Source organism: Enhydrobacter sp. (genome assembly GCA_025808875.1).
Taxonomy (GTDB): Bacteria; Pseudomonadota; Alphaproteobacteria; order Reyranellales; family Reyranellaceae; genus Reyranella.
In genome coordinates, this window is record CP075528.1 from 3,042,769 (window position 1) to 3,055,960 (window position 13,192).

12 protein-coding genes and 1 tRNA gene are annotated in these 13,192 nt (G+C 67.4%); 7 read left to right on the top strand and 6 right to left on the bottom strand.

Annotated elements, in window-relative coordinates; all coding sequences use genetic code 11:
* The first annotated feature begins 17 nt into the window (after positions 1-17).
* Genes KIT25_15115 through KIT25_15135 form a run of 5 tightly spaced genes read left to right on the top strand, consistent with a single transcriptional unit; the run spans position 18 to position 5,216 of the window.
* Positions 18-2,009, top strand: coding sequence for a TRAP transporter fused permease subunit (locus KIT25_15115; GenBank protein ID UYN93384.1), 1,992 nt, complete (start codon positions 18-20; stop codon positions 2,007-2,009).
* A 42-nt stretch (positions 2,010-2,051) separates the two neighbouring features.
* Positions 2,052-3,236 (top strand): CoA transferase, encoded by a 1,185-nt coding sequence (locus KIT25_15120; GenBank protein ID UYN93385.1) that lies wholly within the window; start codon positions 2,052-2,054, stop codon positions 3,234-3,236.
* Positions 3,237-3,271: 35 nt separating this feature from the next.
* A complete protein-coding gene (locus tag KIT25_15125; GenBank protein UYN93386.1) occupies positions 3,272-3,994 on the top strand; it encodes a hypothetical protein in 723 nt (240 codons plus the stop codon).
* Complete coding sequence (locus tag KIT25_15130; protein UYN93387.1) at positions 3,991-4,365, top strand: hypothetical protein; 375 nt, start codon at positions 3,991-3,993, stop codon at positions 4,363-4,365. The genes KIT25_15125 and KIT25_15130 overlap by 4 nt, the downstream gene beginning before the upstream one ends.
* A 2-nt stretch (positions 4,366-4,367) precedes the next feature.
* On the top strand, positions 4,368-5,216 hold the full coding sequence (locus KIT25_15135) for an alpha/beta hydrolase (protein ID UYN93388.1): 849 nt from the start codon (positions 4,368-4,370) through the stop codon (positions 5,214-5,216).
* On the opposite strand, the gene KIT25_15140 is transcribed toward KIT25_15135, so the two are convergent.
* The 6 genes from KIT25_15140 to KIT25_15165 form a co-directional block, all read right to left on the bottom strand.
* A complete protein-coding gene (locus KIT25_15140) occupies positions 5,213-5,683 on the bottom strand; it encodes a DUF3237 domain-containing protein (GenBank protein ID UYN93389.1) in 471 nt (156 codons plus the stop codon). The genes KIT25_15135 and KIT25_15140 overlap by 4 nt on opposite strands.
* Before the next feature lie 7 nt (positions 5,684-5,690).
* Positions 5,691-7,292, bottom strand: coding sequence for an AMP-binding protein (locus KIT25_15145; GenBank protein UYN93390.1), 1,602 nt, complete (start codon positions 7,290-7,292; stop codon positions 5,691-5,693).
* The gene (locus KIT25_15150; GenBank protein UYN93391.1) at positions 7,289-7,696 is read right to left on the bottom strand and encodes a rhodanese-like domain-containing protein; all 408 of its coding nucleotides are present in this window, start codon (positions 7,694-7,696) and stop codon (positions 7,289-7,291) included. Before KIT25_15150 ends, KIT25_15145 begins: the two co-directional genes overlap by 4 nt.
* Before the next feature lie 52 nt (positions 7,697-7,748).
* Positions 7,749-8,165 (bottom strand): DUF3775 domain-containing protein, encoded by a 417-nt coding sequence (locus KIT25_15155; protein UYN93392.1) that lies wholly within the window; start codon positions 8,163-8,165, stop codon positions 7,749-7,751.
* A gap of 54 nt (positions 8,166-8,219) precedes the next feature.
* A complete protein-coding gene (locus KIT25_15160; GenBank protein ID UYN97953.1) occupies positions 8,220-10,325 on the bottom strand; it encodes an NAD(+) synthase in 2,106 nt (701 codons plus the stop codon).
* Positions 10,286-10,360, bottom strand: a tRNA-Val gene (locus KIT25_15165). The genes KIT25_15160 and KIT25_15165 overlap by 40 nt, the downstream gene beginning before the upstream one ends.
* A 94-nt stretch (positions 10,361-10,454) precedes the next feature.
* On the opposite strand from KIT25_15165, the gene KIT25_15170 reads away from it, so the two are divergent.
* Together KIT25_15170 and KIT25_15175 are read left to right on the top strand one after the other, a co-directional pair.
* Complete coding sequence (locus tag KIT25_15170) at positions 10,455-11,354, top strand: N-formylglutamate amidohydrolase (protein UYN93393.1); 900 nt, start codon at positions 10,455-10,457, stop codon at positions 11,352-11,354.
* A 352-nt stretch (positions 11,355-11,706) separates the two neighbouring features.
* Positions 11,707-13,185 (top strand): M81 family metallopeptidase, encoded by a 1,479-nt coding sequence (locus KIT25_15175; protein UYN97954.1) that lies wholly within the window; start codon positions 11,707-11,709, stop codon positions 13,183-13,185.
* Positions 13,186-13,192: the final 7 nt, after the last annotated feature.

Genomic DNA, 13,192 nt, shown 5'->3' on the forward strand with positions numbered 1-13,192 from the left:
CAAACGGACTCAGCGGCATGTCGGATCAATCCGCGGGGGAGACGTCTGGTTCGGAGGGCCCCCGGACCAGACGTCTTCCGACCTTCTGGCTGGTCGTCCTGCTCGCCTGGACGACCGTCGCCATAGTGCTGTGCTTCAACCAGCAGTTCACGCTCCGCTTCTTCATCGGGTTCACGCTGCTGGACACGGAGTACTATTGGGGGCTGGTGCTGGTCCTTCTGCCGCTGGCGTTCATTCTCTATCCGATCAAGCCCGGACTGCACGTCGATCGCGTACCATTTTACGACGTGCTGCTCTTCCTCCTCACCTCGGCCATCGCCATCGTGCTGATCGCGACGGCGCGGGCCTCGGCGGCGGAAGGCTGGGAGTACAGCGCCTCGTCGATGGCGCCGCCCTGGATCATGTGGGGAGCGGTCGCGATGTGGGCGCTCGTGCTCGAGGCGCTGCGCCGGGCCGGCGGTTTCGTGCTGTTCGCGATCATGGGGTTCTTCTCGCTGTTCCCCCTGTTCGCCGGCAGCATGCCGGCGCCCCTGACCGCGTCGTCCGTCGACCTGCTCGACACCGCAGCCTACCACATCTTCTCCCGTGAGAGTGTGCTCGGCATCCCGATGCGCGCCTTCGCCGAACTGGTCATCGGCTTCCTGATCTTCGGCATCGCGCTGCAGTACAGCGGCGCCGGCGCATTTTTCATCAATCTCGCCTTCGCCTTGTGCGGCACCTTCCGCGGCGGCGCCGCCAAGGTCGCGATCTTCTCGTCGGGCCTGCTCGGCTCGATGAGTGGCAGCGTGATCTCCAACGTGCTGACCACCGGCACGATGACCATTCCGGCGATGAAGAAGACCGGCTTCAGGCCGGCCCAGGCCGGCGCGATCGAAGCCTGCGCCTCGACGGGAGCCGTCCTGGCGCCACCGGTGATGGGCGCCACCGCCTTCGTCATGGCGGAGTTCCTCAACATCTCCTATGCGGAGGTCGCGCTCGCCGCCGCCGTGCCGGCCGCTCTCTATTTCTTCGCGCTGTTCATGCAGATCGACTACTACGCCGGCCGCCACCGCATGGTGGGCATGCCACGCGAGGAGATGCCGAAGCTCGGCGAGGTGTTCCGCAAGGGCTGGTACTTCATCTTCGTCATCATCCTGCTCGTCGTCCTGCTCCTGGTGATGAAGCGGGAGAACTGGGCGCCGTGGCTGGCCACCGGCCTGCTGCTGATCCTCAACCAGCTGTTCTCGGAAAAGCGCTGGGGCTGGGCCGAGCTGCGCGGCTTCATCGAGGGCAACGGGCGGGTGTTCGTCGAACTGGTCGCCATCCTGGCCGGTATCGGCCTGCTGGTCGGCGCCTTCTCGCTGACCGGCCTGACCGGCACCTTGACGACCGAACTGCTCTACATCGCGGGCGACCAGCCGCTGTTGCTGATCGTCATGGGCGCCCTGACCGCCTTCATCCTCGGCATGGGGATGACCATCACCGCCTGCTACATCTTTCTCGCGGTGCTGCTGGCGCCCAGCCTGATCCAGGCCGGGCTCAATCCGCTCGCCGTGCACATGTTCATCATGTACTGGGGCATGGTCTCGTTCATCACCCCGCCGGTCGCGCTGGCGGCCTTCGCCGCCGCGTCGGTCGCCAAGGCCAATCCGATCGAAACCGGCCTGCAGGCGATGCGCTTCGGCACCATCATCTATTTCGTGCCGTGCTTCTTCATCCTCAACCCGTCGCTCGTGCTGCAAGGCGAGTTCCTCGACTTCCTCGGACACTTCGTGACGGCGATCGCCGGCGTGACGCTGCTGTGCGGGGGATTGCAGGGATATCTCGGTGGCATCGGCGATACCCGACGGTGCGGCCCGATGGAATGGCCGGTTCGCGCCGCGTGGATGGTCGGCGGCCTGATGTTCGCCGCGCCGGGTGGCGGCCTGATGCCGCTGTCGCCTTTGGAGATGACGGCGGCGGCGGTTGCGGTATCTTTGCCCGCGCTCGCCGTGGCCTGGTTCTGCACGCGTCGCCCCGCGACGGCGTGAGGCCCCGCGCGGCGAGCCTGCGCAGGGAGGAGCGGAACGATCATGGCGGGTGTGCTCGAGGGAATTCGCGTTCTCGATTTCGGCCGGTACATCGCCGGGCCGTTCTGCGGCACCATGCTGGGCGACCTCGGCGCCGAGGTCATCCGCATCGAGAAACTGGAGGGCAGCGAGGACCGCTGGGTGACGCCCGTCGCCGAGGGCGGTGAAGGCGCCATGTTCCTCCAGATGGGCCGCAACAAGCTCGGCATGACGCTCAACCCGGTGAAGCCCGCCGGCCGCGAGATCGTCGGCAAGCTGGTCGCGGTGTCCGACGTGGTGATCGCCAACCTGCCCTACGAAGATCTCAGGAAGATGGGCATCGACTACGAGACCATCTCGGCGATCAACCCGCGCATCATCCTCGCCACCAACTCGACCTTCGGCTCGGAGGGCCCCTACGCCACCCGGGTCGGCTTCGACACGATCGGCCAGGCGATGTCGGGCGCGATGCATCTCTCGGGCGACGGCAAGGTGCCGACGCGCGCCAACGCCCCCTACGTCGATTTCAGCTCGGCGTTGCTCGGCACGGTGGGCGTGCTGGCCGCCCTGATGGACCGCGCGAGGAGCGGCAAGGGCCAGAAGGTCGAGACGGCGCTGCTGCGCACCGCCATCAACATCAGCAACGGACACCTGATCGAGCAGGCCATGCTCGGCCTCGACCGTGCCGCCACCCTCAATCGCGGCTTCACCGCCGGCCCCTCGGACACCTTCAAGTGCAGGGACGGCTGGATCTACGCCATGACCATCGGCCAGCCGCTGTTCGTGCGCTGGTGCAGGCTGATGGGCGACGAAGGGCTCGCCAACGATCCGCGCTTCAAGGACGACCTCGCGCGCGGCGACAACGGCGAGGCGCTGTCGGCGATCATGCAGAAATGGTGCGGCGGCCGGACCGTCGCCGAGGCGCTGGCCGAACTCGAGGCCAACCGCATCCCGGCGGGGCCGGTCTACACGCCGCAACAGGCGCTCGACGACCCGCACGTGCGCGAGGCCGGTTTCTTCCACAAGATGGACTATCCCGGCGCGGCCAAGCCGGTGCCGGTGCTGCAGGAGCCGGTGCGCCTCTCGCGCACGCCGCTCACCATCCGCCGCCGCGCGCCGAAACTCGGCGAGCACACCGACCAGATCCTGCGGGAACTCGGCTACGAGCCTGCCGTTATCGAGAAACTTCGGGCCGAGCGGGTCGTCTGACCGCCTGCTCCCGCGTCGGCCGGGATGCGGGAGCGATGCACGCAATTCTGGCCGTCCTCGCCATGACCACGATGCTGGCGACCGCGGATGCGCGGGCGCAACAGCAGGCCGCCGCCGCCGAGGATCTTCCCTACGCGCCGCTCACCGCCTATTCGATTCTGCGCGATGGCGTGCCGATCGGCAGTCACGTCCTGCGTTTCGAGCGCGACGGGCCGCGGCGCGTGGTGACGGCCAGGGTGCGCGTCGAGGTCAGGGTGCTGGGCGTCACCGCCTATCGCCTGGTGCACGACTCGCACGAGGTCTGGGAGGGCGACCGGCTCCAGCAGCTCACGACCGCGACCGACAACAACGGCAAGCGCTTCGCCGTCCATGCCCGGCGCACGGCGGAGGGGCTGGTTGTGGCGCGCCAGCAACCCGCGGACAGCGGCACGGCGGCCGCCCAGTTCGACGGATTCGCGGCGGCCGGCACGGACCGCGCAACCCTGCCGGCCTCGACGCTGCCGACGTCGCTGTGGAACGTCCGGCAGGTCGGCCAGGCCGCGCTGCTGCACACCCAGCACGGCAGACTCGTGCGGCCTCGCATCGTGGCCGGCCCGCGCGAAACCGTGCGCACCGCCGGCGGTCCGGTCGAGGCGACGCGCTACACCTACAGCGGCGACCTGCGCATGACCCAGTGGTTCGACGACCGCGGCCGCTGGGTGCGCTCGACATTCCAGGCTTTCGACGGATCGACGATCGAGTACATTCTGCAGGAATGACCGCCGCCGATCGCTTCGCGCGCCTCCCCGGCCTTCTCTCTGTCGACGACGACCTTGCACGCCGCGGGCGCTGGCTCACCACGGATTGCCGCGTCGAGGTCGGCGGCGAGCCCTTTCATCTCGCCTTCCGCGACGGCGCGCTGTCGGCCTTCGAGCGCGGCGCGCGCCTGATGCGCTCCTCGACTTTCACCGTTCGCGCGACCGAAGAGGCATGGCTGGAGCATTGGCGGCCGGTCCCGCGGCCGGGCTGGCACGACCTGTTCGCGCTGACCAAGCGCGGCGCCGCCGCCCTGGAGGGCGACCTGCGGCCGCTGCTGCAGAACCTGCAGTTCTTCAAGGACGTGCTGGCTCTGCCGCGCCGGGAGAGCTGACCGTGGCCCCTCATCTCGAGCCGATGGTCGGCCGCTACCTCCGTGTCGACATCGAAGGCGTGCCGCATCGCCTCTATTTCGAGGAGGCGGGCCGGGGAATCCCGCTGGTCTGTCTGCACACCGCCGGCGCCGACGGCCGGCAGTTCCGGCACCTGCTGGCCGATCCCGAGATCACGAGCCGCTTCCGCGTGCTGGCCTTCGACCTGCCATGGCACGGCAAGTCGACGCCGCCCGACGGCTGGGAGAAGACGGAGTACCGGCTGACGACGGCCTCCTACACCGCCGCCATCCGCGCCTTCTGCCGGGCGATGGAACTCGACAAGCCGGTGGTGATGGGCTGCTCGATCGGTGGGCGCATCGTGCTCAACCTCGCCATCGCGCATGCCGCCGAGTTCCGCGCCCTGATCGCGCTCGAGGCCGCCGACTTCCAGCAACCCTGGTACGACACGGCGTGGCTGCATCGGCCCGACGTGCATGGCGGCGAGGTCTGCGCCGCGCTGATCTCCGGCCTGATCGCGCCGCAGGTGCCGCCGGTGAGCCGCCACGAGACGCTGTGGATGTACATGCAGGGCGGCCCGGGCGTGTTCAAGGGCGACCTCTACTTCTATCGGGTCGACGGCGATCTGCGCGAGAAGGTCAAGGGCATCGACACGACGGCGTGTCCGCTCTACCTGCTGACCGGCGAATACGATTTCTCCTGCACGCCGGAAGACACGCAGCGCACGGCGCGGCACATCCCCGGCGCCGAGGTCACGATCATGAAGGAACTCGGCCACTTTCCCATGAGCGAGAACCCCGCGAAGTTCCGCGACTACATCCTGCCGGTGCTGGCAAAGATCGCCGCGAGCTAAAGGATCTGGAAGACGTCGTACACCGGGCCGGCCGGCTCGCGGCGGCCCGACGCGACGCAGACGATGCGGTTGAGGAAGCGGTACTTCTCCGACGACGTCTCGAACCACGGCGTCGAGCGGAAATAGTACTGGCTGGGATCGACCTTCTCGCCCTTGTTGAGCTGCTCGATCACCCAGGCCGGTCCGTGCCGCATGCCCCGGTAGCTCATGTAGACGAGATGGCCGTCGTCGGTCTTCAGGGTGAGGCGCACGTCGAGCTGCAGCACGCCGTCACGCCGCAGCAGCAACCAGTCACCGCCCGGCGAGGGCAGCACGGTGCCCTTCAATTCCTCGCCCTCGAACGTCCCGCCCGTGACGGTGGCGATGCGCCGCCGGCCGTAGGGCGTCTCGCCGAGATCGGTGAAGTTCGGGTCGACCGTCAGGCCGATGGTGAAGAGATGGGTGGATCGAAGCGTCGGTTGCGACATGGCGGCCTCAGATTCTGGCGCCGCGGCCGGCCCAGTAGGGCTCGCGCAGCTCGCGTTTCATGATCTTTCCGATAGTACTGCGCGGCAGCGACGCGCGGAACTCCACGTCCGCCAGCCGCTGCGTCTTGCCGAGCCGTTCGTTGGCCCATTCCAGGACGGCGGCCTCGGTCGCAGCCGAGCCGTCTCGTCGCACGCACAGCGCCAAAGGCGATTCGCCCCACTGCTCGCTCGGAATGCCGATCACCGCCACGTCGACGATCTCGGGATGCCGCAGCAGCAGCACCTCGAGGTCGGCGGCATAGACGTTGAAGCCGCCGGAGATGATCATGTCCTTCTTGCGATCGAGCAGGACCACGAAACCGTCCTCGTCGATCCGGCCCATGTCGCCGGACCTGAAGAACAGGTTGCCCTGCGCATCGTGCCAGAACAGCTCGCGCGTCTTGCCGTCCTGTTTGTAGTAGCCCTTCATCATGATCTGGGCGCGGCCGGCAAGTTCTCCGACCTCGCCCTGCGGCAGCACCCCGCCCTGCTCGTCGAGCACGACGATCTCGCTGCCGAGCCCCGGCTTGCCCACCGTGTGGAGCTTGTCGGGATGGAGATTGGCCTCGAGCGTGCAGCTGCCACCGCCCTCGGTCAGCCCGTAGATCTCGATCAGCCGTCCCGGCCACCGCTTCAGGCAATCGGCCTTGATGTGGGCGCGCAGCGGCGCGCTGGTCGAAAGCTTCGCCTTGAACGAGCCAAGATCGTACTTGTCGAAGTTCGGATGGGCGAGGATGCGCTGGTACTGCACCGGCACCAGCATGGCGTGCGTCACGCGCTCGCGCTGGGCTATGTCGAGGAACTTCACCACGTCGGACCTCGGCATCAGGATGGTGGTGCCGCCGACCCCGATGGTCGCCAGCACGGCGACCAGCGTGGTGTTGGAATAGAGCGGCGTCGAGGCGAGCGAGATCGTGTCGGGCCCGTAGTCGAAGGCGACGAAGCTCACTGGCAGCAGGTCGCGCATGACGTGGGCGTGCAGTATGCCCTTGGGCAGGCCGGTCGTCCCGGAGCTGTAGATGATGTTGAAGTCGTCGAGCGGTCCGAGCGGCACCTCGACCGGAGCGTCGCTCGCCGGCGCCAGCCACCTCTCGAAGCCGTGCCATCCCGGCCGTTCGAAGTCGTAGGCGATGCGGCCACCGTCGATCAACTTGCCGAGTCGCGATTCATAGGGTTCGACCAGGCCGCGATACTGCTCGGAGAGGAACAGGACCTTGGCGTCGCAATCGTCGAGCATCTTCTCGAGCGCATCTGCCGCCGCCATGGTGGACAGCGGCACGACGCAGGCGCCAGCCCGCAGCGCGCCCATGAACGTCTCGAGATAGGCGATCGAGTTACCGCCCAGGATGGCGATCTTGTCGCCCTTGCCGATACCCATGGCGGCGAGGCTGCGGGCGATCTTGTTGAGGCGCCCGTCGAACGCTGCCCAGCTTCGCACCTCGCCCTCGCACTTGACGGCGGGCTTGTCCGGATGCGCCGCGGCGTGGCGCGCGATGCGCACGGGAATGGAAACGAACTCGGGGAACTCCTCGACGGTGGGCTGCGGCACCAGCGCCGTATCGGGGCTCACTTCTTGGGCTCGACCGCCACCACCGGTCCGCCGGACTTCTTCCAGGCGCCGAAGCCGCCCTCGAAGTGCGCAACGGGGGTCAGCCCCATGTCCTGCGCCGTCTTTGCCGCCAGCGCCGAGCGCCAGGCGCCGGCGCAGAAGAACACGAACTTGTTGCCGGTCTGGAAGAAGTCCTTCGCATAGGGACTTTCCGGGTCGATCCACATCTCGAGCATGCCGCGCGTGACGCTGATCGCGCCGGGAATCGTGCCGTCGCGCCACAGCTCGCGCGGGTCGCGGATGTCGATGAAAGTGACTCCCGGTTGGCCGTGCAGCTTCATCGCCTCGGCCAGCGGCAGGGTCTCGACCTGGCTGTTGGCCTCGTCGACCATCTGCTTCACGGTCTTGGTGATCTTGAGCGGCATGATCCTTCCTCCTCGGGCCTGATTAGCACTTCCGGGGAGGCGGAAAAACCGATCAAAGGCGATCCATCTCGACGTCCTCGCAGGTAAGGCCGAACTGCGAAAGCCCCTCCTCAAGATAGTCGGCCACCATCGGCTCGCCCATCAGGTAGGACGCCGTCTTGCCGTCGCGCTGAAGGTACGCCTCGTTTCGCAGGTCGTCCCAGTCCGCGAGTGTGCCGTCGCCGCGGCCCAACCTCATCAGTGCCACGAGATCGACCTGCTCATCCTCGCTCAGCGCTTCCACGAAGGCGGCGATCTCCTGTGCCGTCGGATCGACGCCGTGGTCCTCGAGCACATCGATCGCCCGGTCGTCCGCCGGATTGGAGCTGGAGTCCTCATCGGCCTCGACGTCCTGCACGTCGAAGCCGCGTGCCTTCACGATCAGGAAGCAGACACTCTCGCTGGAAATCGACAGGGCGGGCTCGGTCATCGCTCAATCCTCCCGGTTGTCGTGGGAGGATGTAGGAAGACCGGCCGCCCGGTTTCAAGACTTGGGGACGCCGCCCTCGAGCTCGGCCAGCCAGACGTCGGGGCTGCCGTCGGACGGCGCGCGCCAATCGCCCCTCGGCGACAGCGAACCGCCCGACGATATCTTGGGGCCGTTGGGCAGCGCCGACCGCTTGAACTGGTTGGTGAAGAAGCGGCGCAGGAACAGCGCCAGCCAGTGACGGATCTCCTGCAGCGTGAAGGCCCGCCTGGACGCCGCGGGAACATTGGCCGGCCAGGCGCCCTTGTCGGCATCGTGCCATGCGTTCCACGCCAGGAAGGCGATCTTGGACGGCCGGAAGCCGAGGCGGGTCAGATAGTAGAGATTGAAATCCTGCAGCGCGTAGGGACCGACATTCTGCTCGGTCGACTGGATCGCGCCCGTCGCGCCGGCGGGGATGAGCTCCGGTGATATTTCCGTGTCCAGTATGTCGTGCAGGATCGCCGCGGTCTCCTCGTCGACGTCGCCCGAGGCCGCGACGAAGCGGATCAGATGCTGGATCAACGTCTTGGAGACCGAGCCGTTGGGATTGTAGTGGGACATGTGGTCGCCCACCCCGTAGGTGCACCAGCCGAGCCCGAGCTCCGACAGGTCGCCGGTGCCGACCACCATGCCGCCGTGATGGTTGGCGAGCCGGAACAGGTAGTCGGTGCGCAGGCCGGCCTGCACGTTCTCGAACGTCACGTCGTAGACCGGCTCGCCCTTGGCAAAGGGATGGCCGAGATCGCCCAGCATCTGCTTCGACGCCGGCTTGATGTCGATCTCGCCGGCCGTCACGCCCAACGCCTTCATCAGCCGCCAGGCGTTCCTGTGGGTCTTGTCGGACGTTCCGAAGCCGGGAAGCGTGTAGGCCAGCACGTCGCCGCGCGGCTTGCCGAGCTGGTCCATGGCGCGGCAGGCGACGATCAGCGCCTGCGTCGAATCGAGCCCGCCCGAAACGCCGATGACCGCCTTGCCGGCGCGGCTCGCCTGCAGGCGCTGCGCCAGGCCCTGGATCTGGATGTTGTAGGCCTCGTAGCAATTGTCGCGCAGCCTGGCCGGGTCGGACGGCACGTATGGGAAGCGCTCGATCGGCCGGTCGAGCGGCACGCTCTCGCCGGGCGCGTCGAGCGCGACGGCGATGCGGCGGAAGCCGTTCACCCGCGCGGCGTCCTCGCGCGCGCAGTCGGCGATGCCGCCGTTGCGCAGCCGCTCCTGGCGGATTCGGCCGAGGTCGATGTCGGCGCGAACGAGGGTCGAGTCCTTCTCGAAACGATCCGTCTCGGCGAGCTGGTCGCCGCACTCGAAGATCGCGGCATGGCCGTCCCACGCGAGATCGGTCGTCGACTCGCCGGGACCCGAGGCCGAATAGGCGTAGGCGGCGCTGCAGCGCGCCGACTGGCTGCCGCACAGCAGGCGGCGCATCTCCGCCTTGCCGATGGTGATGTTGCTGGCCGACAGGTTCACCAGCACCTCGGCGCCTGCCATCGCCGCGTAGCTCGACGGCGGCACGGGCATCCAGATGTCCTCGCAGATCTCGACATGGAACATCACGTCGACCGAGCCGGTCGAGCGGAACAGCAGATCGGTGCCGAACGGCACGTCCTGTCCGGCCAGCCTGGCCTGCTTTTCGATCACGTTGGCGCCCGACACGAAATGACGCTTCTCGTAGAACTCGCGATAGTTCGGCAGGTAGGTCTTGGGCACGACGCCGAGGATGGCGCCGCGATGGATGACCACGGCCGTGTTGTAGAGCCGGCCGCCGACGCGCAGCGGCGCGCCGACGATCAGGACCGGAAACAGCGTGGCCGACGCCGCGACCACCTTGCCGATCGAGTCCTCGACCTGGTCGAGCAGCGCGTCCTGCAGCAGAAGGTCTTCGATGGCGTAGGACGACAGGCCGAGTTCGGGAAACACCATGAGGGCGACCCTGGCCGCGTCGCCCTCGCGAGCCAGCCGTAGCGTCTCGGCGAGATTGAAACCCGTGTCGGCGACACGCGTGCGCGGAACGCAGCACGCCAGACGCACGAAGTCGTGGGAGTAGAGCGAATGGAAATCGGGGATCAAGGGATTGTGTTCGGCGATGGTGGGCGCGACAGGGATTGAACCTGTGACCCCTGCCATGTCAAGACAGTGCTCTACCGCTGAGCTACGCGCCCATCGCCGCGGAAGGCGGTTCGTCTACATCGCCCCCCGTTGCTTGGCAATAGTCCGAGGCGTGACGCGCCGGGCGGCGCGCGCTATGACCAATGCATGGATTCGCCCGCGTTGCCGATCGATCACGCGTCCCTCGATTGCCGCCTGCCCGGCCGCCAGACCGTACCGCTGGTGGTCGCCTCGCCGCACAGCGGAGCCCTCTACCCCGCCGAGTTCCTGAGTCAGGCCGCCGTGCCGCTGGCGGCGCTGCGGCGCGCCGAGGATGCGTTCGTCGACGAGCTGTTCGCGGCGGCGCCCGCGCTGGGCATCCCGCTGCTGGCGGCGCGGTTCCCGCGCTCCTACGTCGACGCCAACCGCGAACCCTACGAGCTCGATCCGGGCATGTTCGAGGGGCCCCTGCCGCGGCCCCTGAACCACCGCACGACACGCGTGGCCGCGGGCCTCGGCATGATCCCGCGCGTCGCCGCCAGCGGCGAGGCCATCTATCGCGGCCGCGTGCCCGCCGACGAGATCGAGCAGCGGCTGGAAAGCTGCTGGCGGCCTTATCACGTGGCGCTGTCGACGATGGTCGAGCAGACCTACAGCCTGTTCGGCGGCGTGCTGCTGATCGATGCCCACTCCATGCCGTCTTCGGCGTCAGGCATCGGCAGTCGCGACCGCGAGCCGAGGGTCGATATCGTCCTGGGCGACAATCACGGGGAGTCCTGCGCACCCGATCTCGTCGACCACGCCGAGGCCTGGCTGAGAGGCCGCGGCCTCCGGGTCCAGCGCAACCAGCCCTATGCCGGCGGCTTCACGACGCAGCGCTACGGCCGCCCCGGCCTCGCCCGCCACGCCCTCCAGATCGAGATCAACCGGGCGCTCTACATGGACGAAGCCCGCCACGAACGTCTGCCCACCTTGGGGGTGGTCGAGCGGACCATGGCCGGCCTCCTCGACGAAATCGGCCAGCAAGCCCTGCAGACCCTTTTGCCCCGTCCGCTCGCGGCGGAGTAGCCATCCCGGGGGGCCGCGCAAAAAAAGGGGCCGTGACAAGCACGGCCCGAGTTTAGGGAGGAAACGCCCAAGACGGGCATTGCAACAAACAAAGAGGTCGCCGGAGCGACGTTTGTTGCACCCCAAGAATGGTGCAAGTGCGAAGGGAAAACAAGAGAGAAAAGACCTCATGAATTCACAGCGTTAGAGAACTTTTCCAATGCCGGATCAGTGTGTCTTTTTTGCAACGCACAAGAGACGGGAAGCAGGTTTGCAGGATGTGCAAAGCTGACAGCAGGGTCATTTCTGTAATCTGCTCAAGGGTTTAGCAGTGCCTCGGGAGGGTCGATTGGCGAAGAAGTTCGTAGTCGCGATGATGATGCACGAGACGAACACGTTCTCGCCGCTCCCCACACCGATCGACTCCTTCGCCCGCGCCGGTGCCCTGAGCGGCCCCGCGGCCATCAAGGAGGCAGAAGGCACCAACACCTCGCTCGGCGGCTTCATCGAGATCGCGCGCAAGGCCGGCGCCGAATTCACGGTGCCGATGGCCGCATCCGCCCATCCGTCGGGCCTCGTCACCAAGGCCGCCTACGAGCAGATGACGACGGCGATCGTCGAGGAAGTGAAGAAGGGTTGCGATGCGGTCCTGCTCGCCCTGCACGGCGCGATGGTCGCCGAGCACCACGACGACGGCGAGGGCGAGCTGCTCAATCGCATTCGCAGGATCGCGCCCGACGTGCCGATCGCCGTCGCGCTCGATTTCCACACGCAGATGACCGACGCCATGGTCGACGGCGCCAGCATCATCACCGGCTATCGCACCTATCCGCACATCGACATGGCCGACACCGCCCTACGCTCGGGCCGCACGCTGCTGCGCATGCTGGCGGGCGAGGTCGAGCCCAGGATGGTGTGGGGCAACCGGCCGATCATGAGCAGCTCGCTGGTCCACACGCCGTCGCGCGAACCGATGAAGACGCTGATGGGCATGGCCAACCAGGCCGAGGACACGGGCCAGGTACTGAACGCCTCGGTGTTCGGCGGCTTCCCGCAGGCCGACATTCCTCACCTCGCGCTCTCCTCCGTCATCGTCTGCGACAAGCGCACGGCCGAGGGCGAGATCCTCCTGAACAAGATCCTCGATACGGCCTGGGAGAAGCGCGAGGGCTTCCTGTTCCACCCCGAGCCGCTGTCGGTCCAGGTCGCGCGTGCCAAATCCTATGCCGAAGGTCCCGTGGTCATGGCCGACCATGGCGACAACACCGCGTCGGGCGGCACGCAGGACGTGATGAGCGTGATCGAGGAAGCGATGAAGCAGGGCCTCGAGGACGCCGTGGCCGGACCGATCTGCGATCCGGCCTGCGTCGAGAAGATGATCGCGGCGGGCGTCGGCGCCGAGGTGACGCTCGATCTCGGCGGCAAGGTCGACATGCCGGCCATGGGGCTGAAGGGCAAGCCGCTACGCGTCACCGGCAAGGTCAAGGCCATCACCGACGGGCAGTTCGTCGTGACCGGGCCGATGGCCACCGGCACCACGGTCCGCATGGGCCGCACGGCGGTTCTCGACACCGGCAAGATGCAGATCGTGGTCTCGGAGAAGCGCGCCGAACCCTACGATCTCGGCGTCTTCACCCATTGCGGCATCGACCCGCGCCGCAAGAAGTACGTGCTGATCAAGTCGCGCCAGCATTTCCGCGCCGGCTTCGAGCCGATCGCCAGGCACATCGTGATGTGCGACGGCGACGGCTGCACCGCCTCCGATCTCAAGCTCTTCAAGTACGAGAAGATCAAGCGGCCGCTCTATCCGTTCGATCCCGACATGCGGCTCGGCCGCAACGACCAGGAGTGAGCGAATC

Coding starts and splice junctions, on each gene's coding strand:
- KIT25_15115 (UYN93384.1), top strand. CDS start 18: ATGTCGGATCAATCCGCGGGGGAGACGTCTGGTTCGGAGGGCCCCCGG.
- KIT25_15120 (UYN93385.1), top strand. CDS start 2,052: ATGGCGGGTGTGCTCGAGGGAATTCGCGTTCTCGATTTCGGCCGGTAC.
- KIT25_15125 (UYN93386.1), top strand. CDS start 3,272: ATGCACGCAATTCTGGCCGTCCTCGCCATGACCACGATGCTGGCGACC.
- KIT25_15130 (UYN93387.1), top strand. CDS start 3,991: ATGACCGCCGCCGATCGCTTCGCGCGCCTCCCCGGCCTTCTCTCTGTC.
- KIT25_15140 (UYN93389.1), bottom strand. CDS start 5,683: ATGTCGCAACCGACGCTTCGATCCACCCATCTCTTCACCATCGGCCTG.
- KIT25_15150 (UYN93391.1), bottom strand. CDS start 7,696: ATGCCGCTCAAGATCACCAAGACCGTGAAGCAGATGGTCGACGAGGCC.
- KIT25_15155 (UYN93392.1), bottom strand. CDS start 8,165: ATGACCGAGCCCGCCCTGTCGATTTCCAGCGAGAGTGTCTGCTTCCTG.
- KIT25_15160 (UYN97953.1), bottom strand. CDS start 10,325: ATGGCAGGGGTCACAGGTTCAATCCCTGTCGCGCCCACCATCGCCGAA.
- KIT25_15170 (UYN93393.1), top strand. CDS start 10,455: ATGGATTCGCCCGCGTTGCCGATCGATCACGCGTCCCTCGATTGCCGC.
- KIT25_15175 (UYN97954.1), top strand. CDS start 11,707: ATGATGATGCACGAGACGAACACGTTCTCGCCGCTCCCCACACCGATC.